This window comes from Micromonospora humida, assembly GCF_016901255.1.
Classification (GTDB): domain Bacteria; phylum Actinomycetota; class Actinomycetes; order Mycobacteriales; family Micromonosporaceae; genus Micromonospora; species Micromonospora wenchangensis.
Genome location: NZ_JAFEUC010000002.1, coordinates 100,234 through 126,244, shown reverse-complemented (window position 1 = coordinate 126,244; position 26,011 = coordinate 100,234). Strand labels below are relative to the sequence as shown.

General features: G+C 73.7%; 24 protein-coding genes and 1 pseudogene. 6 read left to right on the top strand and 19 right to left on the bottom strand.

From position 1 onward, the window contains the following. Positions 1 to 61: 61 nt before the first annotated feature. From gatB to ligA, 5 genes are all read right to left on the bottom strand, one after another. A complete protein-coding gene (gene gatB, locus JQX11_RS04450; RefSeq protein WP_204923725.1) occupies positions 62 to 1,561 on the bottom strand; it encodes an Asp-tRNA(Asn)/Glu-tRNA(Gln) amidotransferase subunit GatB in 1,500 nt (499 codons plus the stop codon). A gap of 13 nt (positions 1,562 to 1,574) precedes the next feature. Next, on the bottom strand, positions 1,575 to 3,050 hold the full coding sequence (gatA, locus tag JQX11_RS04445; protein ID WP_204923724.1) for an Asp-tRNA(Asn)/Glu-tRNA(Gln) amidotransferase subunit GatA: 1,476 nt from the start codon (positions 3,048 to 3,050) through the stop codon (positions 1,575 to 1,577). A 94-nt stretch (positions 3,051 to 3,144) separates the two neighbouring features. Next, positions 3,145 to 3,450 carry an Asp-tRNA(Asn)/Glu-tRNA(Gln) amidotransferase subunit GatC gene (gene gatC / locus JQX11_RS04440; protein ID WP_088641698.1) on the bottom strand — a complete coding sequence of 102 codons (306 nt, stop codon included), beginning with the start codon at positions 3,448 to 3,450 and terminating at the stop codon, positions 3,145 to 3,147. Between the two features lie 188 nt (positions 3,451 to 3,638). Beyond that, positions 3,639 to 6,077: a putative bifunctional diguanylate cyclase/phosphodiesterase gene (locus JQX11_RS04435; RefSeq protein WP_204923723.1), complete on the bottom strand. Its 2,439-nt coding sequence runs from the start codon at positions 6,075 to 6,077 to the stop codon at positions 3,639 to 3,641. A gap of 180 nt (positions 6,078 to 6,257) precedes the next feature. Next, positions 6,258 to 8,396, bottom strand: coding sequence for an NAD-dependent DNA ligase LigA (ligA, locus tag JQX11_RS04430; protein ID WP_204923722.1), 2,139 nt, complete (start codon positions 8,394 to 8,396; stop codon positions 6,258 to 6,260). Between the two features lie 182 nt (positions 8,397 to 8,578). On the opposite strand from ligA, the gene JQX11_RS04425 reads away from it, so the two are divergent. Continuing rightward, positions 8,579 to 9,091 (top strand): type II toxin-antitoxin system PemK/MazF family toxin, encoded by a 513-nt coding sequence (locus JQX11_RS04425; RefSeq protein WP_204923721.1) that lies wholly within the window; start codon positions 8,579 to 8,581, stop codon positions 9,089 to 9,091. 130 nt (positions 9,092 to 9,221) lie between these two features. On the opposite strand, the gene JQX11_RS04420 is transcribed toward JQX11_RS04425, so the two are convergent. The 7 genes from JQX11_RS04420 to JQX11_RS04390 all read right to left on the bottom strand — a co-directional run bounded on the left by JQX11_RS04420 (position 9,222) and on the right by JQX11_RS04390 (position 16,048). Continuing rightward, positions 9,222 to 10,235: an ADP-ribosylglycohydrolase family protein gene (locus JQX11_RS04420; RefSeq protein WP_204923720.1), complete on the bottom strand. Its 1,014-nt coding sequence runs from the start codon at positions 10,233 to 10,235 to the stop codon at positions 9,222 to 9,224. A gap of 88 nt (positions 10,236 to 10,323) precedes the next feature. Further along, positions 10,324 to 10,692: a VOC family protein gene (locus JQX11_RS04415; protein ID WP_204923719.1), complete on the bottom strand. Its 369-nt coding sequence runs from the start codon at positions 10,690 to 10,692 to the stop codon at positions 10,324 to 10,326. Between the two features lie 36 nt (positions 10,693 to 10,728). Then, the gene (locus tag JQX11_RS04410) at positions 10,729 to 11,736 is read right to left on the bottom strand and encodes a methionine synthase (protein WP_204923718.1); all 1,008 of its coding nucleotides are present in this window, start codon (positions 11,734 to 11,736) and stop codon (positions 10,729 to 10,731) included. Positions 11,737 to 11,780: 44 nt separating this feature from the next. After that, a complete protein-coding gene (gene mnmA, locus JQX11_RS04405; RefSeq protein ID WP_204923717.1) occupies positions 11,781 to 12,854 on the bottom strand; it encodes a tRNA 2-thiouridine(34) synthase MnmA in 1,074 nt (357 codons plus the stop codon). Between the two features lie 417 nt (positions 12,855 to 13,271). Then, complete coding sequence (locus JQX11_RS04400; RefSeq protein WP_204923716.1) at positions 13,272 to 14,447, bottom strand: cysteine desulfurase family protein; 1,176 nt, start codon at positions 14,445 to 14,447, stop codon at positions 13,272 to 13,274. Between the two features lie 105 nt (positions 14,448 to 14,552). After that, entirely contained in the window at positions 14,553 to 15,221 is a 669-nt protein-coding gene (locus tag JQX11_RS04395) for a class F sortase (protein WP_204923715.1), read from the bottom strand. Beyond that, positions 15,218 to 16,048 carry a DUF4397 domain-containing protein gene (locus JQX11_RS04390; RefSeq protein WP_204923714.1) on the bottom strand — a complete coding sequence of 277 codons (831 nt, stop codon included), beginning with the start codon at positions 16,046 to 16,048 and terminating at the stop codon, positions 15,218 to 15,220. Before JQX11_RS04390 ends, JQX11_RS04395 begins: the two co-directional genes overlap by 4 nt. A 250-nt stretch (positions 16,049 to 16,298) precedes the next feature. On the opposite strand from JQX11_RS04390, the gene JQX11_RS04385 reads away from it, so the two are divergent. Next, positions 16,299 to 16,901 carry an RNA polymerase sigma factor gene (locus tag JQX11_RS04385; protein ID WP_204923713.1) on the top strand — a complete coding sequence of 201 codons (603 nt, stop codon included), beginning with the start codon at positions 16,299 to 16,301 and terminating at the stop codon, positions 16,899 to 16,901. After that, positions 16,855 to 17,796 (top strand): anti-sigma factor, encoded by a 942-nt coding sequence (locus JQX11_RS04380; protein WP_204923712.1) that lies wholly within the window; start codon positions 16,855 to 16,857, stop codon positions 17,794 to 17,796. Before JQX11_RS04385 ends, JQX11_RS04380 begins: the two co-directional genes overlap by 47 nt. A 163-nt stretch (positions 17,797 to 17,959) precedes the next feature. Here JQX11_RS04380 and JQX11_RS04375 read toward each other — a convergent pair whose 3' ends face one another. From JQX11_RS04375 to JQX11_RS04360, 4 genes are all read right to left on the bottom strand, one after another. Then, entirely contained in the window at positions 17,960 to 18,919 is a 960-nt protein-coding gene (locus JQX11_RS04375) for an electron transfer flavoprotein subunit alpha/FixB family protein (RefSeq protein WP_204923711.1), read from the bottom strand. Between the two features lie 11 nt (positions 18,920 to 18,930). After that, positions 18,931 to 19,710, bottom strand: coding sequence for an electron transfer flavoprotein subunit beta/FixA family protein (locus JQX11_RS04370; RefSeq protein ID WP_204923710.1), 780 nt, complete (start codon positions 19,708 to 19,710; stop codon positions 18,931 to 18,933). Positions 19,711 to 19,911: 201 nt separating this feature from the next. Then, a complete protein-coding gene (locus JQX11_RS04365; RefSeq protein WP_204923709.1) occupies positions 19,912 to 20,334 on the bottom strand; it encodes a hypothetical protein in 423 nt (140 codons plus the stop codon). After that, positions 20,331 to 21,128 carry a GNAT family N-acetyltransferase gene (locus tag JQX11_RS04360; RefSeq protein ID WP_204923708.1) on the bottom strand — a complete coding sequence of 266 codons (798 nt, stop codon included), beginning with the start codon at positions 21,126 to 21,128 and terminating at the stop codon, positions 20,331 to 20,333. Before JQX11_RS04360 ends, JQX11_RS04365 begins: the two co-directional genes overlap by 4 nt. An 11-nt stretch (positions 21,129 to 21,139) precedes the next feature. Here JQX11_RS04360 and JQX11_RS04355 point away from each other — a divergent pair, with 11 nt between their 5' ends. The 3 genes and pseudogenes from JQX11_RS04355 to JQX11_RS04345 all read left to right on the top strand — a co-directional run. Further along, a complete protein-coding gene (locus JQX11_RS04355) occupies positions 21,140 to 21,562 on the top strand; it encodes a YidH family protein (RefSeq protein WP_232377242.1) in 423 nt (140 codons plus the stop codon). Next, on the top strand, positions 21,559 to 21,879 hold the full coding sequence (locus JQX11_RS04350; protein ID WP_204923706.1) for a DUF202 domain-containing protein: 321 nt from the start codon (positions 21,559 to 21,561) through the stop codon (positions 21,877 to 21,879). Before JQX11_RS04355 ends, JQX11_RS04350 begins: the two co-directional genes overlap by 4 nt. 27 nt (positions 21,880 to 21,906) lie before the next feature. Next, positions 21,907 to 22,281 (top strand): annotated as a pseudogene (locus JQX11_RS04345) (PLD nuclease N-terminal domain-containing protein); the annotation flags it as partial. A 123-nt stretch (positions 22,282 to 22,404) separates the two neighbouring features. On the opposite strand, the gene JQX11_RS04340 reads toward JQX11_RS04345, so the two are convergent. The 3 genes from JQX11_RS04340 to JQX11_RS04330 form a co-directional block, all read right to left on the bottom strand. Continuing rightward, positions 22,405 to 23,223: an ABC transporter permease gene (locus tag JQX11_RS04340; RefSeq protein ID WP_204923704.1), complete on the bottom strand. Its 819-nt coding sequence runs from the start codon at positions 23,221 to 23,223 to the stop codon at positions 22,405 to 22,407. Beyond that, positions 23,220 to 24,188, bottom strand: coding sequence for an ATP-binding cassette domain-containing protein (locus tag JQX11_RS04335; RefSeq protein WP_204923703.1), 969 nt, complete (start codon positions 24,186 to 24,188; stop codon positions 23,220 to 23,222). Before JQX11_RS04335 ends, JQX11_RS04340 begins: the two co-directional genes overlap by 4 nt. A gap of 144 nt (positions 24,189 to 24,332) precedes the next feature. Further along, positions 24,333 to 25,955: an acetolactate synthase gene (locus JQX11_RS04330; protein ID WP_204923702.1), complete on the bottom strand. Its 1,623-nt coding sequence runs from the start codon at positions 25,953 to 25,955 to the stop codon at positions 24,333 to 24,335. Positions 25,956 to 26,011: the final 56 nt, after the last annotated feature.

The window sequence follows — 26,011 nt, the reverse complement described above, 5'->3', positions numbered from 1 at the left end:
GGGTCACGACGGCGGCCCTCGCCGGTCGCGGGCGGGAAGCCTCGGCTCCGGCCCGCTCGGGTCAGCCCTGGACGCCGAGGCGCTCCAGGATCAGGTCACGGAGGGTCTTGGCGTCGGCCTGGCCACGGGTGGCCTTCATCACCGCGCCGACCAGCGCGCCGGCCGCCGCGACCTTGCCGCTGCGGATCTTGTCGGCGATGCCCGGGTTGGCGGCGATCGCCTCGTCGACGGCGGCGGTGAGCGCGCCGGTGTCGGAGACCACCTCCAGACCCCGGTTGGTCATGATCTCGGTCGGCGATCCCTCGCCGTCGACCACGCCCTCCAGCACCGTCCGGGCCAGCTTGTCGTTGAGCTTGCCCGCGTCGACCAGCCCCTGCAGCTCGGCGACCTGCGCCGGGGTGGCCCCGATGTCGGCCAGCTCCACACCCGTCTCGTTGGCCCGGCGGGACAGCTCACCCAGCCACCACTTGCGGGCCGCCGCCGGGGTGGTGCCGGCCGCCACGGTCGCCTCGATCAGCTCGACCGCACCGGCGTTGAGCACCGACTGCATGTCGAGGTCGGACAGGCCCCACTGCTCCTGGAGGCGGCGACGGTGCAGCCGGGGCAGCTCCGGCAGGGCCGCCTTCAGCTCGGCCACCCAGGCGGTGTCCGGGGCGAGCGGCACCAGATCCGGCTCCGGGAAGTACCGGTAGTCGGTGGCGGTCTCCTTGGACCGGCCCGGCGTGGTGTCCCCGGTGTCCTCGTGGAAGTGCCGGGTCTCCTGGGTGATCCGGCCACCCGCGTCGAGCACCGACGCCTGGCGCAGGATCTCCGAGCGGACCGCCCGCTCCACCGACCGCAACGAGTTGACGTTCTTGGTCTCGGTGCGGGTGCCCCACTCCTGCCCCGGCAGGTTGAGGGAGGTGTTGACGTCGCAGCGCAGCGACCCCTCCTCCATCCGGACGTCGGAGACGCCCAGCGAGCGCAGCACGTCCCGCAGCTCGGTCACGTACGCCTTGGCGACCTCGGGGGCGAGCGCACCGGTGCCGGGGACCGGCTTGGTGACGATCTCCACCAGCGGGATGCCGGCCCGGTTGTAGTCGACGAGCGACTCGGTCGCGCCGTGGATGCGGCCGGTGGCCCCGCCGACGTGCAGCGTCTTGCCGGTGTCCTCCTCCAGGTGCACCCGCTCGATGCCGATGCGCACCAGCTCGCCGTCGACCTCGACGTCCAGGTAGCCGTCGGAGCACAGCGGCTCGTCGTACTGGCTGATCTGGAAGTCCTTCGGCATGTCCGGGTAGAAGTAGTTCTTCCGGGCGAACCGGCACCACTGCGCGATGGAGCAGTTCAGCGCCAGGCCGATCCGGATCGTCGCCTCGATCGCCGCCTTGTTGGCCACCGGCAGCGAGCCGGGCAGGCCCAGGCAGACCGGGCAGACCCGGGTGTTGGGCTCGCCGCCGAAGTCGGTCGGGCAACCGCAGAACATCTTGGTGTTCGTGCCCAGCTCGACGTGGGTCTCCAGGCCGATCACCGGCTCGTAACGCGCAACGACCTCGTCGTACGCGGGCAGTGTCGTCGTCATCTGAACTCCAGCCTCACAGTGCCGGTGGGGTGAACGTGCCGACCACGGACTCCAGCGCGGCGGCGACCCGGTACATCCGGTCGTCGGCCATCGTCGGGGCCATCACCTGCAGACCGACGGGCAGCCCCTCGGACAGGCCGCACGGCACCGAGATGCCCGGCCCGCCGTACAGGTTCGTCGGGATGGTGAACAGGTCCGCCAGGTACATCTGGTACGGGTCGGCGGTGCGCGCCCCGATCGGGAACGCCACGAACGGCGTGGTGGGTGAGATCAGCGCGTCGACCTGCTCGAACGCCGTGGTGAAGTCGCGGGTGATCAGGGTACGGACCTTCTGCGCCTGCCCGTAGTAGGCGTCGTAGTAGCCCGACGACAGCGCGTAGGTGCCGACCATGATCCGGCGCTTGACCTCGGCGCCGAAACCGGCCTCCCGGGTCAGCGACATGACCTCCTCCAGCGACCGGTTGCCGTCGTCACCGACCCGCAGACCGAACCGGACCCCGTCGAACCGGGCCAGGTTGGAGGAGCACTCGCTCGGCGCGATCAGGTAGTACGCCGGCAGCGCGTACCGGAAGTGCGGGCAGGACACCTCGACGATCTCGGCACCCAGCTTGGCCAGGGTGTCCACCGACTCGCGGAACGCGGCCATCACACCCGGCTCCGCGCCCTCACCGGTGAACTCCTTGACGATGCCGAGCTTCACCCCGGTCAGGTCGCCCGTCGCACCGAGCTTCGCGGCGGCCACCACGTCCGGCACCGGCTGCGGGATGGAGGTGGAGTCGCGCGGGTCGTGCCCGCCGATGACCTGGTGCAGCAGCGCCGCGTCGAGCACGGTCCGGGCGCATGGGCCGGGGGTGTCCAGCGAGGAGGAGAACGCGACCAGGCCGTACCGGGAGGTGCCGCCGTAGGTGGGCTTCGCGCCGACGGTGCCGGTGACCGCGCCGGGCTGGCGGATCGAGCCGCCGGTGTCGGAGCCGATGGCCAGCGGGGCCTCGTACGCGGCCAGCGCGGCGGCGCTGCCCCCACCCGAGCCGCCCGGGATCCGGTCGGTGTCCCACGGGTTGTGGGTCGGGCCGTACGCCGAGTATTCGGTGGAGGAGCCCATCGCGAACTCGTCCATGTTGGTCTTGCCGAGCATCACCGTGCCGGCCGCCTGCAGCCGCTGCACGATCGTCGCGTCGTACGGCGGACGCCACCCTTCGAGGATCTTCGAGCCGACGGTGGTCGGCACGCCCTTGGTGGTGAGCACGTCCTTCACCGCCACCGGCACCCCGGCCAGCGGCCCGAGCTGCTCACCGGCGGCCCGGCGCTCGTCGACGGCGCGGGCGGCGGCCAGCGCCCCCTCGGTGTCGACGTGCAGGAACGCGTGCACCCGGTCGTCGACGGCGGCGATCCGGTCCAGGTGGGCCCGGGTCACCTCGACGGCGGAGGTCTCCCCCGAGGCCACCAGCCCGGCCAGGTCGGTCGCGGTCATTCTGGTCAGGTCGGTCATGCCGTCGCCTCGCTCCGCTCACCGGTGCCCCGGGCAGCCGGCGCACTGGGCTCGATGGTTCGCCTGTCATGCCCGGTGTCAACTACACATCCGCTCACGACGCCACGTCCTCGTCCAGGATGCGCGGGACGCGGAACCGCTGCTCGGCGACGTCGGGGGCACCCGACAGCGCCTCCTGCGGGGTCAGTCCGGGCACCACCACGTCGTCGCGGAGCACGTTGGTCAGCGGCACCGAGTGGGAGGTCGGCGGGATGTCCGCCGCCGTGACCTCGCCGACCTGCGCGACCGACTGGAGGATCACGTCCAGTTGACCGGCGAAGGTGTCCAGCTCCTCCTCGGTGACGGCGAGCCGCGACAGTCGCGCGAGGTGCGCGACCTCCTCGCGGGAGATGGCGGCCATCGGTGCCCCCTTCGTGGCTGTGCTGCTGCGGGCGGGTGGGCCGGCCGCGACGTCGACGGGATGACGCGCGGTGACCGGAGCGAGTCTATTGTCCTGCGCCGGACCCGACGCCTCCGACTCCCCCCGCGTCCGGGCCGCCGGCCGGTCCGGGGCCGCCCACCCACCCCCCGGGGGTGTGCCGGCGACCGTCAGCGGGCGTGCCGGCGGGGGATCTCGGCGTCCGGGCTGGGGACGGGGCTCAGCGGCCGGTAACGGGCCAGCCAGGCGGTCAACTCCTCGGCGGGCATCGGGCGGGCGTAGAACCAGCCCTGTGCGGCGTCGCAACCGGCCGCGTACAGCAGCCGCCAGGTCCGCTCGTCCTCCACCCCCTCGGCCACCACCCGCAGGCCGAGCGCGCCGGCCAGCTCGATGGTCGACCTGACGATCGCCGCGTCGTCGGCGTCCTCGGCCATCCCGAGCACGAACGACCGGTCCACCTTCACCTCGGACAGCGGCAGCCGGCGCAGGTGCTGCAACGACGAGTAGCCGGTGCCGAAGTCGTCGAGTGAGATGGCCACCCCGAGCTGGTGCAGCCGGGTGATGGTGGCGAGCACCCGCCGGGGGTCGGCCATCAGCGCCCCCTCGGTGATCTCCAGTTGCAGCCGGTCCGGGCGTACCCCGTAGCTGGCGAGCCGGTCGGCGATCCGGTCGACGATCTCCCCGGTGTGCAGGTCGCGGACGCTGACGTTGAGCGCCGCCCGCAGCGTGGTGCCGGCGGCGGACCACTTCGCCAACTGCGCCACCACGTCGTCGATCACCCGGTAGGTGAGCAGGCGCATCACGGCGCTCTGCTCGGCGACCCGGATCAGCTCCTCCGGGTCGACCATTCCCCGGCGCGGGTGCCGCCAGCGCAGCAGCGCCTCCACCCCGACCACCTCGCCGGTGGCGATGGCGACCTGCGGTTGGTAGTACATGGTGATCTCGCCGACCTCGGCCGCCGGGGCGGGGGGCGTCGGCGGGGCGGGGGGCGTCGCCGCCGGCCCGGTGTCCGGGGTCGGCGTGGGCGGCAGGTGCTCCGGGGCGGTGCTGTGGCGGCGGACCGGGTCGGCGCCGGTGAGGATGCGGTTCAGCAGCTCGTCGGGGTGCGCCGGGGCCGGCCGGGAGCGTCGCCGGGGCAGCCACCACCGGCCGGTGCCGCCGACGCCCATGCCGGTGCGCATGCCGCTGCCGGGCCCGGGTCCCGGTCCGGCGTCGGGGCGCGGGGCACGGTCGGGTCCGTCGTCGGGGGCCAGCCGGGGTGGCAGCGCCGCGCCGTCACCGCCCCGCACGCTCTGCCCGGCCACCGGCCGGTTCTCCAGTACGCGCCGCAGGTCGGCCAGGAGCCCCAACCGCTCGGCGGAGTTGTGGTCGGACTCGGCCGTGTACACGGCGACGGTGTCGTTGCGGTGCTTCGCGTCGTACATGGCGACGTCGGCGTGGCGCATCAGGGTGGCGTAGTCCTCGCCGTGGTCGGGGAAGAGCGCGATGCCGATCGAGCCGCCGACGTCCAGCGGCAGACCGTCCAGCGACACCGGCTCGGTCAGCGCGGCGACCACCCGGCCGGCCAGCTCACGCGCCTCGTCGACACCGTCGAGCCCGCCGGCCACGATGGCGAACTCGTCCCCGCCGAGCCGGGCCAGCAGGTCCCGGTCGCCGACCACCCCGGCGAGTCGGGCACCCACCTCCACCAGCAGCCGGTCGCCGACGGCGTGGCCGAGCGCGTCGTTGACGTTCTTGAACCGGTCCAGGTCGATCAGCAGGAGCGCCACCCGCGCCCCCGGTTCACCCCGGGCGACCCGCTCGGCGTGCCGGTGCACCTGCTCGGCCACCTCGGCGAGCAGCGCCTTGCGGTTGGGCAGGCCGGTCAGCGGGTCGAGGGCGGCGAGCTGGACCTGTTCGTCGGAGAGGTGGGCCATCCGGTAGACCGCGAACAGCGGCACCAGCACCAGCGGGATCAGCGCGGCGCTGGCCCGCGCGGCGGTGACCAGGACGGGGGCGAGCAGCAGCAGCGATCCGGTGGAGAGCAGCTCGAACGGCAGCCCCTGCCGGACGGCCGGCCACCACCGGCCGCCGAAGCGCAGCCGCAGCGCGGTGCTGACCAGGCCGTAGTTGACGACGAACCAGGTGACCGTCGCGCCGCCGACGGCGAGCACGTCGGTCCAGCCCAACCGGTCGCCGTCGAACAGGCCGCCCGGCCCGAGCCGGAGCACGAGGTGGGCGGCGGCGAGCGCGCAGGCGTACTGGGCGGCGTTGAAGGTGGTCCGCCAGGGGGCGTGTCCCAGCCGGACGCCGGACACGGTGACCGCGACGGCCTGCACGAGCACTGCGGGGCCGAGGCCCCAGCCGAGCAGGATGGCGAAGGTGAAGCAGGTGGACGGGAAGACCGCGGAGGTCTGCCGGCGGCCGGAGGGCACGAAGGGGCGGGCGTCGCAGCCCACCGCGAGCACCGCCATCGTCCAGAACGCCGCCGGCAGCCCCGGCCGGTCGACGAGGTCGACCAGTGACGCGACGGAGACCAGGGCGGCCAGGCCGATCACCCCGGCGACGAGACCCAGGAACGGCTCCTCCCGCCCACCCGGGAACGAGTTGCGGGGGTCGGCGGTCTCCATGGCACCTCCCGGGCACGCCCATCAGGGTGTACGCCGGCCGTACACCTGCCACCATGAAACGCCCTGGGCGCCGGTGGACCCGCACGACAGCCGCGAATCGGTCGTAGTCGTGACTAAGTTGGTATACGGGCCAAGAGTCACCTATGGGTGCAGCGGGACAGGTGGCCGGGGGCCGGGCGGTCAGCTCTCGTCGACCCGGGCCACCTCGCGGGCCGCGTCCGGGCCGGCGTCGAGCAGCACCCGGAAACCGTCCTCGTCGAGCACCGGCACCTTGAGCCCGGCCGCCTTGTCGGCCTTGGAACCGGGGTTGTCGCCCACCACCACGAAGCCGGTCTTCTTGGAGACCGAGCCGGTGACCTTGCCGCCCCGGGTCTGGATCGCCTCGGCCGCCTGGTCCCGGCTGAAACCGGCGAGCGTGCCGGTCACCACCACGGTGACGCCCTCCAGCGGGCGGGGCCCCTCGTCGACCGCCTCCTCGGCCATCCGGACGCCCGCCTCGGCCCACTTACGGACCACGTCGCGGTGCCAGTCGACGGCGAACCACTCAGTGATGCTGGCGGCGATGGTCGGGCCGACCCCGTCGACCGAGGACAGTTCCTCCTCGGCGGCCGCCTCGATCGCCTCGACGGAGCGGAAGTGCCGGGCCAGGGCCTGTGCGGCGGTCGGCCCGACGTGCCGGATGGAGAGCGCCACCAGCACCCGCCACAGGTCGCGTTCCCGGGCCACGGCGAGGTTGTCGAGCAGCTTGGTGGCGTTGGTGCCGAGGCTGCCGTCCTTGTTGACGAAGAACGGCGAACGGGCGAGCTGCGCGGCGTCGAGGGCGAACAGGTCCCCCTCGTCGCTGATGATCGCGGCGTCCAGCAGCGCGGCGGCCCCCTTGTAGCCGAGCACCTCGATGTCGAACGCGCCCCGCCCGGCGAGGTGGAAGACCCGTTCCCGCAACTGCGCCGGGCAGCTGCGGGTGTTCGGGCAGCGGATGTCGACGTCGCTCTCCTTGGCCGGGGCGAGCGCCGTGCCGCAGGACGGGCAGTGGGTGGGCATGACGAACGGGCGGGCGTCGGCGGGACGCAGCTCGACCACCGGGCCGAGCACCTCGGGGATCACGTCGCCGGCCTTGCGCAGCACCACCGTGTCGCCGATCAGCACCCCCTTGCGCTCCACCTCGCGGGCGTTGTGCAGGGTGGCCTGGGCGACCGTCGAACCGGCCACGTGCACCGGCTCCAGCACCGCGTACGGGGTGATCCGGCCGGTCCGCCCGACGCCGACCTCGATGTCGAGCAGCCGGGTGTTGACCTCCTCCGGCGGGTACTTGAAGGCGATCGCCCAGCGGGGCGCCCGGCTGGTCGAGCCGAGCCGACCCTGGATGGGCACCGGGTCGACCTTGACCACCACCCCGTCGATCTCGTGCTCGACGTCGTGCCGGTGCTCGGCGTAGTACGCGATGTACTCCGCCACGCCGGTCAGGTCGGGCACCACCCGCCAGCGGTCGCTGGTCGGCAGCCCCCACGCCTTCAGCGCCGCGTACGACTCGGACTGGGTGGTCGGCCGGAACCCGGTGCGGGCGCCGGTGCCGTGCACCACCAGCCGCAGCGGCCGGGACGCGGTGATCCGGGGGTCCTTCTGGCGCAGGCTGCCGGCGGCGGCGTTGCGCGGGTTGGCGAACGGGGCCTTGCCCTGCTCGACCAGGCTGGCGTTGAGGTCGGCGAACCCGGCGACCGGGAAGTAGATCTCGCCGCGTACCTCCAGCAGCTCCGGGATGTCGGGGAACTCGTCGGACGGGGTGAGCCGGGCCGGCACGCTGCGGATGCTGCGGACGTTGGCGGTGACGTCCTCGCCGGTGCGCCCGTCGCCCCGGGTGGCGGCGCGGACCAGCCGGCCCCTCTCGTAGGTCAGGTTGATGGCCAGGCCGTCGACCTTCAGCTCGCACAGGTAGGAAACCGGGCCACCGGCGTCGCGCTCGACGCGCTCGGCCCAGGCGGCGAGTTCCTCGTCGGCGAACGCGTTGTCCAGCGAGAGCATCCGCTCGGCGTGGGTGACCGGGGTGAAGTCGGTGGAGAAGGTGCCGCCGACCCGCTGCGTCGGCGAGTCGGGGGTGCGCAGCGCCGGGTACTCCGCCTCCAGCGCCTCCAGCTCCCGCAACTGCCTGTCGAACTCGGCGTCGGTGATGGTCGGCGCGTCGAGGACGTAGTAGCGGTACTGGTGTTCGGTCAGCTCCTGGCTCAACGTGGCGTGCCGCTCCCGGGCCTCGGGGGTGGGCTCACCACCGGCCGCCGCCTCCTGGGCCGCGCTGACCTGCTGGGGAATCTCTTCTTCCGACACCCTGTCGCCTCCGGACACCGTGTGAACCTCCCCCGTGATCACGCTACGGGAGCACGGTAACCGGCCGGTAGGACATTCCCCGGCCTCCCCCCACCCCGCCCGGCGGGCGGGCGGCCCCGCAGCGTGCGACGATCGCCGCACGTCGGCGGCGGTGGCCGCCCGGGAGGGAGGCGGGGGTACCGATGCCGCGGTGGTTGCTGTGGGGGTTGCTGATCGTCCTGGCGGTCGCCGCCGGGTGGATGTGGAACGAGTGGCGACGCCGGGGTGGCCGCCCGTCCAGCGGTGGCGGGCGCACCCGGCCGGGGCGCGGCACCCCGCCCCGGGACCGGGCCCGACCGACCGCGCCGCCCCGCCCCCGCACCCCCACCGGGACGCCCCGGGCGGGTGACATCTGGTGGGCGGACGTGCCGTTCCACGACGGCACCGGCTCGAAGGTCCGGCCCTGCCTGGTGGTACGCGCCGACGACCGGGGCGCGGAGGTCCTGAAGATCACCAGCCAGGACAAGAGCGACCGGGACGACCACGTGCCGATCCCCACCCGGGACTGGGACCCGGACGCCGAACACGACAGCTGGCTGGATCTCGCCGAGCCGCTGCGTATCCCGGCCGACGCCTTCTCCCGCCGGGCCGGTAGCTGCGACCCGGCCCTGTGGCGGCGGGTGAAGCGCCTGCACGGGCGACGCAGCCCGGCCTGAGCAGCGCACCGGCCCGGCCGTCCCGGCACCCCCGTTCGTGCCGGCCGGCATCGCGACGGCGCGGCATCCGGCCGGCTGGTCGGGCGGCATCCGCGCAGGCGGTCGGGCGGCATCCGGCATGGCGGGCGGGTCAGTCCCAGGTCGCGCCGAGGGTGGCGAGCTGGTCGGCGTACTCGATGCGGGTGGACCAGTCCGCGGGCCAGCCGGACATCCCGTGGGCCGCACCGAGGAACGCGCCGGCCAGCGCGGCGATCGAGTCGGAGTCGCCGGCGGTGCTCGCGCCCCGGCCGATCGCGGCCACCGGGTCGTCCGGGTGCCGCAGCACGCACAGCAGCGCGGTCGCCAGCGCCTCCTCGGCGATCCAGCCCTCACCGGTGTGCCGGCAGGGGTCGTCGCCGTCGTCGGGCCGGCGCAGCGCGGCGGCCAACCGGTCCAGCGCCGACAGGCACTCGTCCCAGCCGACGGCGCTGAACTGCGCCGGGGAGCCCGCACCGGCATGCCGCCACAGGTCGCCCAGCCATTCGTCCCGGTAGGTGCCCCGCTGGCTGCGGGCCCGGTCGGCCAGCAGGCCGGGCAGTCGCGCCGGCGTCGCCCCGTCACGCAGCAGCCGCACCGCGTACGCGGTCAGTTCGCTGGCGGCCAGCCCGGTCGGGTGACCGTGGGTGAGGCCGGCCTGGAGCTGGGACAACCCGGCCAGGATGTCCGGGTCGACGTCGAGCAGCCCGACCGGGGTGACCCGCATGTTCGCCCCGCAGCCCTTCGAGTCGACCACCGTCGCCTGCTGCCAGGGCAGCCCCCGGCCCAGCTCGCCGCAGGCCCGAAGGCAGGTCATCCCCGGTGCCCGGTTGTTGTCAGGGCTGGCCGCCCACTCCAGGAAGCGCCGCCGCAACAGCGGCTCGACCGCCCCGGCGGTGTGCTCCGGCGCGTCGTGCAGCGCCCAGGCGACCGCGAGCGCCATCTGGGTGTCGTCGGTGACCAGTACCGGATCACCGACCAGTTCCCGCGGACCGGCCGGGCCGTAGCGACGGTGGATCTCGGTGACGGAGAGGAATTCGGTCGGCTTGCCGAGCGCGTCGCCGTAGGCGAGCCCGAACAGCGAACCGGAGGCACGGCGCAGCGAGGAGTCGATCACGGACCCGATCATGCCCCGCCGGCACCACCCCGGCACGTCGGGCAGGCCGGGCCGACCGGTGGCCCGACCCGCCCGACGCGGGGACGTGCTCCCCGGAGGGTCAGTCCCAGCAGAGGCAGAACGGGTGGCCCACCGGGTCGGCGTACACCCGGAAGCCGTCGCCCTCGCCGGGCAGCCGCCGGGCGCCCAGGGCGAGCGCCGCCTTCTCGGCCACCTCGATGTCGTCGACCGTGACGTCGAGGTGGAGCTGCTGCGGACGCGCCGGATCAGGCCAGGCCGGGGGGACCAGGTCGGGCGCCTGCTGGAAGGCGAGCCGGGGCTGGTGCCCGACCGGACCGCCGAGCACCACCCACTCGTTACCGTCGGAGTCCTCCTCGGCCAGGGGCAGACCGAGCAGCTCCGCGTAGAAGCCGGCCAGCGCCCGGGGGTCGGGGCAGTCGATGGCCACGGTACGCAGTTGTCCAATCATGGCCGTCATCCTGCCCACCGGGTACGACGGGAAACCTCACCCCTCGTGCAGCCGCCGCCCCGCGTCCCGGCAGGCGGTGAGCACCGCGCGGGCGTACCCGGGGGTGGCGCCGGCCAGCCCGCAGGCGGGGGTGACCACCACCTGCTCGGCGAGTTGGCGGCGCGGAAAGCCGAGCCGGTCCCAGAGTCCGCGTACCCGGTCGGCGAGCTGCGCCGAGGTCGGTGCGACGCCGGCCGACGGCGGCAGGGTCGGTGCCACCCCGGCCAGCAGGCCGAGGCCGGCGTCGATCGCCTCGCCCAGCGGGTCCAGGTCGGTGAGCAGGGCGAGGTCCAGCGCCGCCCCGACCGCCCCGGCGGTACGGATCAGCTCCAGCGGCACGTCCGGGGCGCAGCAGTGCACCACCGTCGGCACCCCGACCGCCGTGATCACCTCGCCGAGCAGGGTACGCGCGACGGCGGTGTCGACCGGCCGGTACGTGCCCAGGCCGCTCTCGGTGCGGACCCGACCGGCGAGCGCCGCCGGCAGCGACGGCTCGTCGAGTTGGAGCAGCACCGACGCCCGGGGCAGCCGCCGGGTCACCGCCTCGACGTGCAGCCGCAACCCCTCGGCCAGGGACGCGGTCAGCTCACGCACCGCGCCCGGGTCACGCAGCAGCCGCCCGCCGATCGGCAACTCCACCGCCGTGGCCATGGTGAACGGCCCGGCCGCCTGCACCTTCACCGGCCCGGCGTACGACTCGGCCTGCTCGGCGAGCTGGTCGAGGTCACGTTCCATCAGGTCCCGGGCGCGGCGCAGGTCCCGACCGGGACGGGGGGCGATCCGCCAGCGCGCGGCGTACAGCTCGACCGGCAGCTCCACGAGCAGCCCGCCGGTACGCCCGATCAGGTCGGCGCCCGGCCCCCGGGCGGGCAGCTCCGGCAGGTGGGGCAGGGCGGGCAGTTCACCCAGGACGATCCGTTGCGCCTCGGCGATGTCGGTGCCGGGCAGCGAACCGATGCCGGTCGCCGCGCCCGCCGGCCAGGGCCAGAGCTGCTGTTGGGTCACGGCCGAAGGGTAACCGGCGACGGTCGACACACCCGGCCGGTGGGTCAGCCGGAGATGGTGGCGGAGCCGAGCACCACGTCCCCCGCCGGGTCCGGCCGGTACGCCACCACGGCCTGGCCGGCGGCCACCCCGCGTACGGGACGGCGCAGCTCGGCGGTGAGGCGGTCGCCGTCCACGGTCACAGTGGCCGGTACGACGTCGCCGTGCGCCCGCAACTGCACCTCGCAGGCGATCGGCGCGTCCGGCAGGTCGTCCCCGGTCCAGACCGGACGGGTGGCGCGGACCAGCGAGACCTCCAGCGCCTCGGCGGGGCCGACGGTGACCGTGTTGGTCTTCGGGGTGATGGACAGCACGTACCGGGGTCGCCCGTCCGGGGCCGGCCGGTCCAGGTGCAGGCCGCGTCGCTGGCCCACCGTGTAGGCGTACGCGCCGGTGTGACTGCCGACGACCGCGCCGGTCAGCGCGTCGACCACCGCGCCGGGCGTCTCGCCGAGCCGGCCCGCGAGGAACCCCCGGGTGTCGCCGTCGGCGATGAAGCAGATGTCGTGCGAGTCGGGCTTCTCGGCCACCGCCAGGTCACGCCGGGCCGCCTCGGCCCGCACCTCGGCCTTGGTGGCGTCGCCGAGCGGGAACAGCGCCCGGTCGAGCTGCGCGCGGGTGAGCACCGCCAGCACGTACGACTGGTCCTTGGCGAGGTCGACGCTGCGACGCAGCAGCCCGTCGGGGCCGAGCCGGGCGTGGTGGCCGGTGACCACGGCGTCGAAGCCGAGGGCCACGGCCCGGTCCAGCACCGCCGCGAACTTGATCTTCTCGTTGCAGCGCAGGCACGGATTCGGGGTACGCCCGGCCGCGTACTCGGCGACGAAGTCGTCAACCACGTCGGCGTGGAAGCGCTCGGCCATGTCCCACACGTAGAAGGGGATGCCGATGACGTCGGCGGCCCGGCGCGCGTCCCGGGAATCCTCCAGGGTGCAGCACCCCCGGGCCCCGGTGCGGAAGGTCTGCGGGTTGCGGGACAGCGCCAGGTGCACCCCGGTCACGTCGTGCCCGGCATCCACCGCCCGCGCCGCCGCGACGGCGGAGTCCACCCCGCCCGACATCGCCGCCAGAACCTTCACCAGCCCACGCTCCCTTCCCCCATCGAGCCTACCCACCCCGCCCGCCTCCCCTCCCTCCCCGGCCCGCCCCCACTCCGCCCCGGCCCTGCCCCCGCCGCTGCCCCGGCGCTACCCCCGGTGATCAAGAGGTTTGCGTCACCCGCCCGCCCGTTCCTGACCTCAACCTCTTGATCACCGAGCACCACCACCGCTCAGCAGCCCGAATGGGCTGGACGGCGTGCGCGGTCGGGTGGGGATGGGTGCAGGCAGGCAGGGGCGGGTGATCAAGAGGTTTGCGTCAGAATCCGGCGGGCGGGTGACGCAAACCTCTTGATCACCGGGGGCAGAGCCGGGGCGGGGCCGAGGCGGAGCGGGGGTGGAGGCGGGGCGGGGCCGCTGACCGGGGCCGGTCAGGGCGAAGAGGGCAGGCGGGGGCGGTCAGCGGGGGGTGCGGAGGGCGGCGGCTCGGCGGGCGCGGTCGACGGCGGCGGGGAGGGCCGCGATCAGGGCGTCGACGTCGGCGGGGGTGCTGGTGTGGCCGAGGGTGAAGCGCAGCGAGGAGCGGGCCCGGTCGTGGTCGGCGCCCATCGCCAGCAGCACGTGGCTGGGCTGGGCCACCCCGGCCGAGCAGGCCGAGCCGGTGGAGCAGGCGATGCCCTGGGCGTCGAGCAGGAGCAGCAGGGCGTCCCCCTCGCAGCCCGGGAAGGAGAAGTGCGCGTTGCCGGGCAGCCGGTCGTCGGGGTGGCCGTTGAACACCACCTCGGGCACCGCCTCCCGGACCCGCCGCACCAGGTCGTCGCGGAGCGCCGCCACCCGGGCGGCGTACTCCTGCTGGCCCTTGACCGCCGTCTCGACGGCGACCGCGAAGGCGACGATGCCGGCGGTGTCCAGGGTGCCGGAGCGGACGTCGCGTTCCTGCCCACCGCCGTGCAGCAGCGGGGTGGCGGCGACGTCCCGGGCGAGCAGCAGCGCGCCCACCCCGGTCGGGCCGCCGAGCTTGTGCCCGGTCACGGTGAGCGCGGAGACCCCGCTGGCCGCGAAGTCGACGGGCACCTGGCCGACCGCCTGCACCGCGTCGGTGTGGAACGGCACGCCGTGCTCGGCGGCGACGGCGGCCAGCTCGGCCACCGGCTGCACGGTGCCGACCTCGTTGTTGGCCCACATCGCGGTCACCACGGCGACCCGGTCGGCGTGCGCGGACAGCTCGGCGCGCAGCAGCGCCGGGTCGAGCCTGCCGGCGGCGTCCGTGGGCAGCCAGGCGACCTCGGCGTCCTCGTGGTCGGCCAGCCAGTCGACCGCGTCGAGGACGGCATGGTGCTCGACGGCGCTGGAGACCACCCGGACCCGGTCGGGCCGGGCGGCCCGTCGGGCCCAGAAGACGCCCTTGACGGCGAGGTTGTCGCTCTCGGTGCCGCCGCCGGTGAAGATGACCTCGGAGGGGCGGGCGCCCAGCACGGCGGCCACCCGCTCGCGGGACTCCTCCACCCGACGCCGGGCACGCCGGCCCGTCGCGTGCAGCGACGACGCGTTGCCGACCTCGCGGGCGGTGGCGACGTACGCCGCCAACGCCTCGTCGAGCATCGGGGTGGTCGCCGCGTGATCAAGGTATGCCATCACCGTTCAGCGTAACGGCCAGCGCACGGCGCGTTGGATGCCGGACCACCCGTACCGAAGCGTGGATGGGACCGGGCCGGGACCGGATCGGCCCCGACCCGGTCCTCAGGCCGGTACGGCGGTGACAACGATGTTGTCCCGGTAGTGCCGGGTCTTCGGGTCGAACGGCCCCCCGCAGGTGATCAGGGTCAGCCGCGGCTTGCCGTCCCGGGCGAAGTACCGGTCCAGCGGGATCTTCGTCTTGGCGTACTCCTCGCGGGAGACGACCCGGTAGGCGCGCTGCTCGCCGTCCGCGCCGGTGGCGGTGACGGTGTCCCCCCGGTCGAGTTCGCGGAGCCGGAAGAACGCCCCCTTGCCCTGCTCCGAGCTGTCGACGTGACCGGCGATCACCACCGAGCCGGCGTCGGTCTCCAGCCCGGGGCCGAACCGGTACCAGCCGATCTGGTCCACGCTCGGCGGGACGTCGAACTCGTCGGTGCGGGTGTCGATGCCCACCGGGTTGACCGTGGCGGTGACGTCGATCGCCGGGATGCGCAGCTTCACCGGCGGCACGGTCCGTTCGGCCGTGGGCAGGTCCCCTGCGGTCACCGGCACCGACGGGCCGCCACCGGTTCCGGCGGTCGGGCCCGGCGGACTGCTGCTGGCCAGCGCCGCCGCCTCGTCCGCGCCGACGTCCTCGGCCGGCTGCGAGCCGCAGGCCACGACGGTGGCGATGGTGAGCGCGGCGACGCCGGCGGCCATCGCCGCCAGCGCCCCGCGGTGTCGCACCGTCACCGGCGACCGGTCCGGGTGGCGGCCACCCGCGCCCCGCCGCCGACCAGCAGCAGTACGCCGGCACCGGCCAGCACGTACCACCAGGTGTCCACGCCGGTGCCGGCCTGCCCACCGGTGCCGCTGGGGACGCCGCCCGGGGCCGAGTGCAGACCGGTGATGGTCTGGGCGACCAGGTCGAGGTTCTTGGCCTCGGCCGAGCCGATCGCGTAGACGATGGTGGCGGTGCCCTCCTTGAGGTTCAGGTCCGCCGGGCCGATCGCCACGGTGTCGGTGCCGGCCAGCACCACGTCGGCCTTGACCGTGCCCGCGTCGACGTCGGCCTTGGCCTCCTTCGGGTTGGTGAGGTCCTCGAAGACCGGCTTGCCACCGGCCCGGACGTCGACCGCCGGGGCGGCGGCGGTGTGCCGGACGATCAGCCGGGCCTTGCCGGCGGCCAGCTTGGCGGTGTCATTGACGAACGGGGTGATCTGCGGCTTGCCGTCCGCGCCGAGGTGCGCGGCGAGGCTGATGTTGGCGCCGCCGGGAACCTCGGCGTCGTCGACCTTGAGGATGGCGCTGCCGACCGGCTCTCCCGGCTTGGTCAGGGCGATGTCGTACTCGCCCTCGGGCAGGGTCAGCGGGCCGGCGACGTCACCGGGCTTGAAGTTGTCGAGGGTCTTCTTGCCGTTGACGTAGACGTCCACCGGGGTGTCCGGGATGCCGTGCACGACGGAGACCTTGGACGAGGCGGCGTACGCCGGGCCCGTGGTCGCGGCGCCGACGCCGGCGAAGGCCAGAGCGGCCACCGCGCCGCCTGCGGCGACCCGACGGAAGATAGCGAGCTGCATGTCTGCCTCCTGGTGATTGGTGCTGGTTCGTCAGGTCTGGCTTGCAGAACGGGTTACGCCACCCGTCGCACCGCCGGATGCAGCCCGACACCACTTTCTTTTTCTTCGCCCGGGGTGCATCCGGGGCCGACTGCGGCGACGAATAGCTGGTGAGACGAGTGGAGGCGGACCGGACCAGGAGAGTGGGGCGGAGGCTGTGGGCGTTACAGTCGGGCATGCCCCAGGGAAGGCGACCCGCCCGGTGACAGCGGTGGGAACAGCAGGACACGAACCCGAACCACCCCCCGACGAGTTGGCCGCGCGCTTCCGGGCGGGCGACGAGACCGCGCTGCGGGAGGCGTACGACCGGTTCGGCCGGGCCGTGCTCCACCTGGCCACCAGCACGTTGGCCAACCGCAGCGACGCGGAGGACGTGACCCAGGCGACGTTCGTCGCCGCCTGGCTGGGGCGGGAGACCTTCGACCCGACCAAGGGCTCGTTGATCGGGTGGCTGCTCGGCATCGGCCGGCGCAAGGTGATCGACCGGCTGCGCGCCTCGGCCCGGGAGGCCCGGGTGGTGGAGACGGTACGGCAGCTACCCGAACCGGTCGGCACCGGCGCAGACCCGGACACGGTGGTCGACCGGCTGGTGGTCGCCGACGAGCTGGCCCGGCTCCCCGACGACCAACGACGGATGTTGGAACTGGCCTTCTACGACGACCTGACACACCAACAGATCGCGACGGTGACCGGGGTGCCGCTGGGCACGGTCAAGAGCCACATCAGGCGGGGCATGGCGAGCTTGAAACGCAGATGGGAGGTGGACGGTGCAGCACCTGGACCACGACCGGCTGGTCTTTCTGGCGCTCGGTGAGAGCGAGGCGGACCACGGCGAGACCGACCACCTCGGCGGCTGCGTGACCTGCCGGCGCGAGCTGGAGTCCCTGCGGCACGTCGCCGGGCTGGGCGCGGGCACCCAGGGCCTGCACGACCTGCCCGACCCGCCGGCCCACCTCTGGGCGGGCATCCTGGCCGAACTCGACGCCGTCGCGCAGGTGCCGTCGCCGGCCGAGGCCCACCGGCAGTATCTCGGGCCGGACCCGACGCAGGCCCCTCCGGCGGCCAGGAACGGCGTCGACCCGGCCTACCGGCATCCGCCGGCGGTGACCGGCGATCCGCAACCGTCGGTGAGGGCAGGTGACCGGCAACCGTCGGTGCGGGCCGGCGACCCGCAACCGTCGGTGGTGACCGGTGACCGGCCGGAGTCCCGGCGGCCGTCGTCGTCCCCCGGCGGCGGGCATGCCGTCCGACCGGCGGGCCGGTCACGGCGTTGGCCACGCTGGGCGACCACCGTCGTCTCGGCGACCGCCGCCGCCGCGATCGCGGTGCTCGGCACCGTCTTCGTGCTCGGCGACCGGGGGGCCACGCCCCGGCAGGACGTGCTGGCCAGCGCGCCGCTGGCCGCGTACGGGAGCACGCCGGCCGACGCCCGGGGCGACGCCCGGGTCTTCGCCGACGGACGACTGCACCTGCACGTCGCGAATCTCCCGGACGTTACGGGGTACTACGAGGTCTGGCTGATCAATCCGACGACCATGGAGATGTTCTCGGTGGGTGTGCTGCGGGGCAGCTCCGGCGACGCCCTGCTGCCCCTGCCCCCGAATGTTGATCTTCAGGCATACTCGGTGGTCGACGTCTCCGCCGAGCAGTACGACAACAAACCCGCCCACTCCGGCGACAGCCTGCTGAGGGGCACCCTGACGGGCTGATCGGCGGGCCGGCTCAGCTCCCCGGCCCGCCGATCAGCTCCCATCGGCGCATCATCCACGCGCGGACCCGGCCGCCGGGCCGGGGACGATCGCAAAGGCGGCGAGGACGACCGAGCCGCCGCCCGGCGGACCGGACGGCGGCTCGGTGCGGACCCGCGACGGGTCACTTGCGCTTGCGGATCTCCTCGGCGGCCTGCGGTACGACCTTGAACAGGTCGCCCACCACGCCGTAGTCGGCCAGCTCGAAGATCGGGGCCTCGCCGTCCTTGTTCACGGCGACGATCGTCTTCGAGGTCTGCATGCCGGCCCGGTGCTGGATCGCGCCGGAGATGCCCAGCGCGACGTAGAGCTGCGGGGAGACGGTCTTGCCGGTCTGCCCAACCTGGAACTGGTGCGGGTAGTAGCCGGAGTCGACCGCCGCCCGGGACGCCCCGACGGCGCCGCCGAGCAGGTCGGCCAACTCTTCGACCAGCTTGAAGTTGTCGGCGTTGCCGACCCCGCGACCGCCGGAGACGACGATGCCGGCCTCGGTCAGCTCCGGGCGGGAGCCCTTCTGCTCGGCGACCCGCTCGACGACCTTCGCCAGCCTGTCGGTGTCGGTGACCGACACGGTGAGCTGCTCGACGATCGGGGTGGCCGCCGCCGGGGCCGGGGTGACCGAGTTCGGCCGCACGGTGACCAGCGGCAGCCCCTTGGTGACCTTGGACTTGACGATGGTGGAGCCGGCGAAGGCGACCTGGGTGGCGGTGCCGTCGGCGTCGAGGCCGACCACGTCGGTCAGGATGCCGTTGTCCAGCTTGACGGCCAGTCGGGCGGCGATCTCCTTGCCCTCCTGGGCGGAGGCCAGCAGGACGGCGGCCGGCTGCACCCGGTTGACCAGTTCGGCGAGCACGGTCGCCTTGGGGGCCACCAGGTAGCCGTCGATCTCCTCGCTCTCGGCGGCGTAGATCTTCTCCGCGCCGTACTCGCCGAGCTTGGCGCCGAGCGCCTCGGCGGCACCGGGGCCGCCGAGCACCACGGCGCTCGGGGTGCCCAGCTCGCGGGCGAGGGTGAGCATTTCCAGGGTGACCTTCTTGACGCCGAATTCCCTGGTGGCTTCGACGACGACGAGTACCTCAGCCATGTTCAGACCCCTCACACGAACTTCTCGGTGGCGAGGAACTCGACGAGCTGGACGCCGCCGGAGCCCTCATCGGTGATCTTGGCGCCGCCGGAGCGCGGTGGACGCCTGGTGTGCTCGACGACGGCGCTGGTCGCGCCCTCGAAACCCACCTCGGTGGGCGCGACGCCCAGGTCCGCCAGGGACAGCGTCTTCACCGGCTTCTTCTTGGCGGCCATGATGCCCTTGAAGGAGGGGTAGCGCGGCTCGTTGATGGTGTCCCAGACGGAGACCACGGCCGGGGTCGAGGCGGTGACCACCTCGTAGCCCTCCTCGGTCTGCCGTTCCACGGTCAGCGTGCCGCCGTCGACGGTGAGCTTGCGCGCGCCGGTCAGCGCGGCGACTCCCAACCGTTCGGCCAGCATGTGCGGCATGACCTGGACCCGACCGTCGGTCGACTCGGCACCGCAGAGCACCAGGTCGGCGCCCAGCTGCCCGAGGGCGGCGGCGAGCACCTTCGAGGTGGCCACGGCGCAGGACCCGTGCAGGGCGTCGTCGAGGACGTGCACGGCGGCGTCGGGGCCCATCGACAGCGCCTTGCGGATCGACTCGGTGGCCCGGTCCGGTCCCATGGTCAGGACGGTGACCTCGCCACCGTGCGCCTCCTTGATCTTCAGCGCCTCCTCGATGGCGTACTCGTCCATCTCGTTGATCACGTTGTTCGCCGAACCGCGGTCGACGGTGTTGTCGTCAGCACGCAGGTTGCGGTCCGCGCCCGAATCAGGCACCTGCTTGACGAGTACGACGATGTTCATCGCGATTCGACAACCCTCCTGTTGGTGGTGTGCGATCTGCTCGCCCGGTTAAGGGCGGAGCTTTGCGCGTCGTTGACACCCGGTCAACCGCAGGCTGTTGTGCAGTTGCCCACGAACGCAATGTTACCTGCCAGTAGGTTACCCCTCCCGGGCACCCACGGTGACACACCTCACCACGCTGCGGTCGACCCGGACCGGCTGTCAGGCCGGACCGGCGGGGTCGGCCAGCGCGGTCCTGATCCGGGTGATCGCGTCCTGTTCGGCCGGCGTCACCCCCCGGTGCGCGCGGGCCACCTCCGCCGCGGCGGTCAACACCAGCTCGCGGTATACCGACACGTCGGCCGGGGACTTCTCCCGCAGGATGTCCACCGCCCGCGCCAGCGCCGGCAGCACCACCGACTCGACGTCCAGGGCCGAGTCCCGGGGCAGCCGGGGCAGCCCACCGGCACCGAGCGCCTCCTTCACCAGCCCGCTCGCCCCGGCGAACGCCCCGGACGCGGCGAAACTCTCCCGGATCATCGCGAACACCCCCGGGTCCGCGTTCGACACCAGGAAGACCGCGCCGAACGCGCCCGTCTTGAGAACCTGCTGCTCGTCGTCCGTCAGCCGCTGCTCCATGATCACGGAGTGTAGACGTACGGGGTGGTCGTGGTGACCGGGACGAAGCCGAGTCGCTCCAGGATGGGCCGGCTGTCCTCCGAGGCGTCCACCTGCAACAACGTCTTGCCGCGCTGGTCGGCCAGCCGGGCCCGGTAGACCACCAGCGCCCGGTAGACGCCCCGGCGTCGCCACTGCGCCAGCGTCGAACCGCCCCACAGACTGGCGAAGCCGGTGCCGTTGAGGTAGCGCACCCAACCGGCGCTGACCACCGTCTCCCCCGCCTCGGCCACCACCACGGTGATCGACTGCGGGTCCGCCTCGATCTCCCGCAGCAGGCCGGTGACGAGGTGGGAACGGTCGTCGCCCCAGACCTCCTCCTCCATCGCGGCGATCCGGTCCAGGTCGTCACGGCCGGTGACCTCGCGCAGGCGTACCCCGTCGGGTGGCACCGGCACGGCGGCGGCCAGGGGCGCGACCGGCCCGATCAGGACGGTCTCCCGGTCCTGCGGGACGAAGCCTGCGGCGCACAGCCGGTCCGGCAGGTCGGCGGGCTCGTCGTGGGTGTTGTGCTTCCACTCCACCGACTCGCCGCGCTGCCGGAACAGCTCGACCTGGCGGGCGATCAGCGCGTCCAGCTCCGGCCCGGCCAGCCCGTCCAGGGTGCGGTAGGTGAGGAAACCGCCCTGGTCCAGACCCAGGATGCGCACCAGCGGGCCGTCGTGTTCGACCGTCACGCCGGCCGGGACCGGGTCGGGGATCTCCGGCCGGAGCTGCCGGTCGTAGCTGTCGCGCAGGGTGGAGGCATCAAGATCGGTCATCGGTCCAGGCTATGTCGGCGGTAAAGCGGATAATCGGCGTCGTGTGGCAGGCGATCAGACGGTGGTTCGACCCGTCGGACCTCGACTCCGTGGGCACCACCCCCGACTACCGCTTCTCCCTGGCCAACGAACGGACCTTCCTGGCCTGGCTGCGCACCGGGCTGGCGCTGATCGCCGGTGGGCTGGCCGCCGCCCAGTTCCTGCCGCCGTTGCCGCTGCGGCACCTGCGGGAGGCGATCGCGGTGACGCTGCTGCTGCTCGGCGGCACCGTCGCCGTCCGGGCGGTGGATCACTGGTCCCGCACCGAGCAGGCCATCCGGCTCGGGCAACGCCTGCCGGCGTCCCGGTTCCCGGCCGTGCTCGCCCTGATCGTGGCGGTCGGCGCACTGCTGCTGGTGGTGGCCGTCCTGGCCCGTGGGGTGAGCGGCAGGTGACCGGGGCGCCGTCGGACGGGACCCGCGACCCCGGCCTGCAACCCGAGCGCACCCGGCTGGCCTGGCGTCGCCTCGGGCTGGCGTACACGGTGGTGGCGGTGCTGGCGGTCCGGCTGGCGCTCACCGGCGACGTCGCCGGGGCGCTGCTCGCCGGGGCCATCGTGCTGGCCTGGTGGTCGACGCTGGTGGTGGGCTGGGGACGGGCCACCGGCCGCCGGCAGTCCCGCCTCGACGCACGGGCCGTCCCGCTGGTGGCCCTCGGCACCGCCGGCTTGGCGCTGCTGTGCGTGTCGCTCGTGCTGCGCGGGGTGTGGTGACGCGCACGGCTGAGCAATGATAGGTGCATGGCCCGGCTCTATGTGCTGTTGTTCCTGCTCCAGGTGGTGCTCGCCGCCTGCGCGCTGATCAGTTGCCTCTCCGCCGAGGACGGGACGGTCCGCGGGCTGCCCCGGTTCGCCTGGGTGGTAGTCATCCTGTTCTTCCCGCTGGTCGGCTCGATCGCCTGGTTCCTCGCCGGCCGCCCGGTCACCGAGGGTGACCGCCGCCGGGGCTGGCCGGCGGCCGACCGACGCCCCGTCGCGCCCGACGACGATCCCGAGTTCCTCAAGTCGATCGACGAACGCGTCCGCCGCGACGACAACGTCCTCTTCCAGCGGTGGGAGGAGGACCTGCGGGGCCGGGAGGAGGACCTGCGCCGGGGCGGCCAGCCGTCCCCCGACGGCACCGCACCCCCGGCCGGCCCGGCGTCGGCCGACCGCTCGCCGCCCCGGGAGGACGCCGCTCCCCGGGACGGTGAGCGGCCCCGCGACGGCGAGCGACCCGAACTCTGACGGCGGCCGGGGTCACACCCGCCGGCGCAGGCCCCGCACCGCGAGCGGGGCGAAGACAGCGGCGATGGCCGCCGCCCAGAGCAGCGACTGGAGCACCGGCGCGGCCACCGGCCCGCCGACCAGCAGCCCCCGCAGCGCGTTCGCCAGGATGGTCACCGGGTTCACCTCGACCCAGTGCTGCAGCCAGGACGGCATGGTCTCGGTCGGCACGAAGGCGTTGCTGGTGAAGCTCAGCGGGAAGATCACCGTGAAGCCGAAGATCTGCACCTTGTCCGGTTCGCTGACCAGCACCCCGACCAGCACCGACATCCAGGCGGCGGCGAGCGAGAAGACCAGCAGCAGGGCGAACGCGCCGAGCAGGCCGAACACCCCGTTGCCGAGCCGGAAGCCGAGGATCATCCCGACGCCGAGCAGCAGGGTCAACGACCATGCCTGTTTGACCGTGTCGGCGACGATCCGGCCGGCGAGCGGGGACCAGCGGGCCACCGGCAGCGACCGGAGCCTGTCGAACACGCCCTTGGTCAGATCCTGGTTGAGCCCGAAACCGGTGGTCATCGTGGCGAAGAAGGCGTTCTGCACGATGATGCCCGGTAACGCGAAGGTCAGGTACTCCCCCGGGCTGCCGGAGATCGCCCCACCGAAGACGTACGTGAAGAGCAGCACGAACATCACCGGTTGGATGCTCAGGTCGAGCAGCTCCATCGGGTTGTGCTTGATCTGCACCAGGCTGCGCCAGGCCAGCGTGCCGGTGTGCCGCAGCCCGGCGGTCGGGCCGAGCCGGCGGGCCGGCGTGGCGGGGGCCGCCGGAGCGGCGACGGTCGCGGCGGTCATGCCGGGCTCCCTTCCAGGGTCGGGGTGGTCTCGTCCTCGGCCCGGTGGCCGGTGAGGGAGAGGAACACCTCGTCGAGGCTGGACCCGCGCAGGGCCAGCTCGCCGACGTGCACCCCGGCGTCGTCGAGCCGGCGGACCACGGCGGGCAGCGCGTCCGGACCGGTGACCGGCGCGCTGACCGTCGTCTGGGCGACCTCCGGGTCGACCCCGGTCACCTCGCCGACGACGGCGAGCACGGTGGGCAGGTCGGCGGCCTCCACCGGCCGGACGGTCAGCACCTGGCCGCCGGTCTTGGCCTTCAGCTCCTCCGGGGTGCCCTGGGCGATGACCCGCCCGTGGTCGACCACGGCGATCTCGTCGGCCAACTGGTCGGCCTCCTCCAGGTACTGCGTGGTCAGCAGCACGGTCACCCCCTCGGCGACCAGGCCCCGGACGATGTCCCACAGGTCGTTGCGGCTGCGCGGGTCGAGGCCGGTGGTGGGCTCGTCGAGGAAGAGCACCTGCGGCCGGCCGACGAGACTGGCCGCCAGGTCGAGCCGGCGGCGCATGCCCCCCGAGTAGGTCTTGGCGGCCCGCCCGGCGGCGTCGGTGAGCTGGAACCCGGCCAGCAGCTCGGCCGCCCGGTCCCGGGCACCCCGCCGGGACAGGCCCAGCAGTCGGCCGATGAGCAGCAGATTCTCGGTGCCGGTCAGGTTCTCGTCGACCGAGGCGTACTGGCCGGTGAGGCCGATCAGCTGGCGGACCCGGTGGGCGTCGCGGCGGACGTCGTACCCGCCGACGGTGGCGTGCCCCTCGTCGGCGGTGAGCAGGGTGGCGAGCACCCGTACCGCGGTGGTCTTGCCGGCGCCGTTGGGGCCGAGCAGACCGAAGACCGTGCCGGCCGGGACCGCAAGGTCGACCCCGGCCAGGGCGGTGGTGTCGCCGAACCGGCGCACCAGCCCCTCGGCGCGGATGGCGTATGTCATCAGAACTCCCGTCGTTATCGCTGGATCGTCCAACGATGGGCGAGGGGTCTGACGTTACGTGCGTCGCCGCTGACATTCCGCCGATTTATCCGCGCGGCAGAACACGGCCGCCGCCGGGTCCGGCGGCGGCCGTGGGCCGGGTGGTCAGGCCAGGTTGGACGAGCGAGGGTACGCGTCGGCCGGGTCGGTGAGCACGTTGACCAGGTACGGCACCCCGGCGTCGAACGCACGCACCAGGGCCGGGCCGAGGTCGGCGGCCTTCGCCACCGTCTCCCCGGCACCGCCGAGCGCCTCCACCACCTTGTCGTAGCGCAGTTCGGGCTGCAGGTCGGCGGCGACGTCGTAGCCGTACATGGCCCGCATCGGGTGCTTCTCCAGCCCCCAGATGCCGTTGTTGCCGACCACGATCACCACCGGCAGCCGCTGCCGCACCAGCGACTCCACGTCCATCAGCGAGAACCCGGCCGCGCCGTCGCCCATCAGCACGCAGACCTGCCGGTCGGGGTGGCTGACCCGGGCGCCCATCGCGTAGCCCATCCCGGTGCCCAGGCAGCCGTACGGGCCGGGGTCGAGCCAGGTGCCGGGCTGCGACGGCTCCAGGTAGCGCCCGGCGTACGAGACGAAGTCGCCGCCGTCGCCGATGGTGATCGCGTCCGGGGCGAGAGCCCGGCGCAGCTCGCCGTAGACCCGGGCGGGGCGGATCGGGTCGGTGTCGGCGGCCATCTCGGCGGCGTCGCGTGCCCGCGCCGCGTCCTCGGCGGTGCGCAGCCGCTCGATCCAGTCGGCGTGGTCGGCCCGGTCGCCGGTGTGGTCGGCGAACGCGGACAGGATCAGCCGCAGGTCACCGGCGGGGCTGGCGGCGGGCTGGACGTGCCCGGCCCGCTGGGTGGGGGCGTCGACGACGTGCACCACCGCCGCGTCGCCGAAGTCGCCGAAGCTGAGCCGGAAGTCCAGCGGGGTGCCGACGACGACCACCACGTCGGCGTCGCCGAGCGCGACCCGGCGGGCCTTGGCGAAGGCGAGCGGGTGCTGCGGCGGGAGCGCGCCGCGACCCATGCCGTTGGTGAAGACCGGCACCTGCAACGCCTCGGCGGCCTCACGGAGCGCGGCGACGGCGTCCCCGGCGTACACGTCGGAACCGGCGATGATCACCGGACGGGCGGCGGCGGCGATCAACCGGGCGGCCCTGGTCACCTCGTCCGGGTCGGGTTCGACCGGCGCGACGGGCGTCGGGGCGGGCAGGTCCGCGTCGCCGACGGAGAAGATCGCCTCCAGCGGGAAGTCGAGGAAGACCGGGCCCCGGTGCGGGGTGAGCGCGGTGGTCAGCGCGGCGGAGACCGCGCGGGGGATGTCGTCGGCGGTGAACACCGTCTCGGCGTGCTTGGTGACCGGGGCGACCAGCGGCAGGTGGTCCATCTCCTGGAGGCTGCCGGAACCCCAGCGGAACTGCGGGGCCCGCCCGCCCAGCACCAGCACCGGCGAGGCGTTGAAGAAGGCGCTGGTCAGGCCGGAGATGCCGTTGGTGACGCCGGGGCCGGCGGTGAGCACGGCGAGGCCGGGGCGACGCTGGAGCTTGGCCACCGCCTCGGCGGCGAAGACGGCGGACTGTTCGTGCCGGACGTCGTAGATCGGGAAGCCGGTGGTGTGCGCGGCGTCGTAGAGCGGGAAGACGTGCCCGCCGGAGAGGGTGAACATCTCCCGTACGCCGTACGCCCGCAGTGCCGCCAGCGCCAGCGCTCCGCCGTGACCCTCGACCCGTTCCGTCATCGCCGCTCCCCTCGTCCATGACCGGAGTCACACGCTACTGGCCGGTATCCGGGATG